At 64.1% G+C, this 1,237-nt stretch carries 1 protein-coding gene; it reads right to left on the bottom strand.

Annotated elements, in window-relative coordinates:
- Positions 1-1,237, bottom strand: a 1,237-nt coding sequence (locus GGD66_RS41115; protein ID WP_246789214.1) for a condensation domain-containing protein, incomplete at both ends; no start/stop codon positions are given.

The following is a 1,237-nucleotide window of genomic DNA, read 5'->3' as shown; positions in this document are numbered from 1 at the left end:
GGCGTGTGATCAAGAGCCCGGGGCGGCTGCACGATCTCCACCACCTGCTCGAACGGCAGGTCCTGATGCTCCTGCGCAGCCAGCACCGTGCGCCGCGTCCGCTCCAGAAGCTCCGACACGCTTGGCTTGCCCGACAGGTCCAGCCGAAGCGCCAGGGTGTTGACGAAGAACCCGATCAGCTCTTCGATCTGCCGGTGCCCCCGATTGGCGCTCGGCACGCCAATCACAAGATCGTCCTGCCCCGACAGACGCGACAGCACCGCCGCCCAGGCCGCCAGTACCGTCATGAACAACGTCGTGCCATGCTGCAGGCTCAGCTGCTTCAGCTCCCGCGTCAAATCCGCATCGATGATGACCGGAACCGTGGCCGCGGCAAACGATTGCTGTGCAGGCCGCGCATGGTCCGTCGGCAAGACAAGACGGGTCGTGCCTGCCAGGGCGCTGCGCCAATACTGCGCCTGCTTCTGCAGCCGATCCCCCGACAGCCATTGGCGTTGCCAGGCGGCATAATCCGGATACTGGATCGCAAGCGGCGGCAGAGGATCGTCCTGCCCAGCCTCGAACGCCCGGTAAAGCTGGCTAAGTTCACGCAGCAGCACGCCCATCGACCAGCCGTCCGAGACGATGTGATGCTGGGTCAGCAGGAAGACGTGCTCCTCATCCGACATCCGCACCAGATGCCCGCGGATCAGCGGACCGCGCGCAAGATCGAATGGCGTGCGGCCCTCTTCATGGCACAGATCCAAAAGTGCCGCTTGCGCATCCGATCTCTCCCGCAGATCGTGCTCAACTATCGGCAGTCCCGCATCCGGGGGCAGAACCTCAACCCGGGGCTTGCCCTGCGTCGCGACAAAAACACTGCGCAGCGCCTCATGACGCGCAAACACACGGTCAAGGCTGCGCTGCCAGGCGCTGCGGTCGAGCATCCCGCGCAGTCGCAAGGTCAGCGGAATGTGATAGTTCGTGCTGCCTTCGTTCAGTTGCGCCAAAAACCATAGCCGCTGCTGCGCAAACGACAATATAAGCGGCTCATGACGCGACACGGCTGCAATCGACGGCAGCTCTTGCGGACCGCAGCGGCTCAACAGCTCGACGATGCTTGCCGCCAGGTCAGTCAGCACTGGCCTTGCGAACAGCGTCGACAGCGGCAGTTCGACCCCGACAGCCTGTGACAGCCGGCTCGACATCTGCACGGCCAAGAGCGAGTGGCCGCCCAGTTCGAAGAAGTGGTCGTTGC

The organism is Bradyrhizobium sp. CIR48, assembly GCF_014198315.1.
Classification (GTDB): Bacteria; Pseudomonadota; Alphaproteobacteria; order Rhizobiales; family Xanthobacteraceae; genus Bradyrhizobium.
This window is presented reverse-complemented; position numbering and strand designations above follow the sequence as displayed.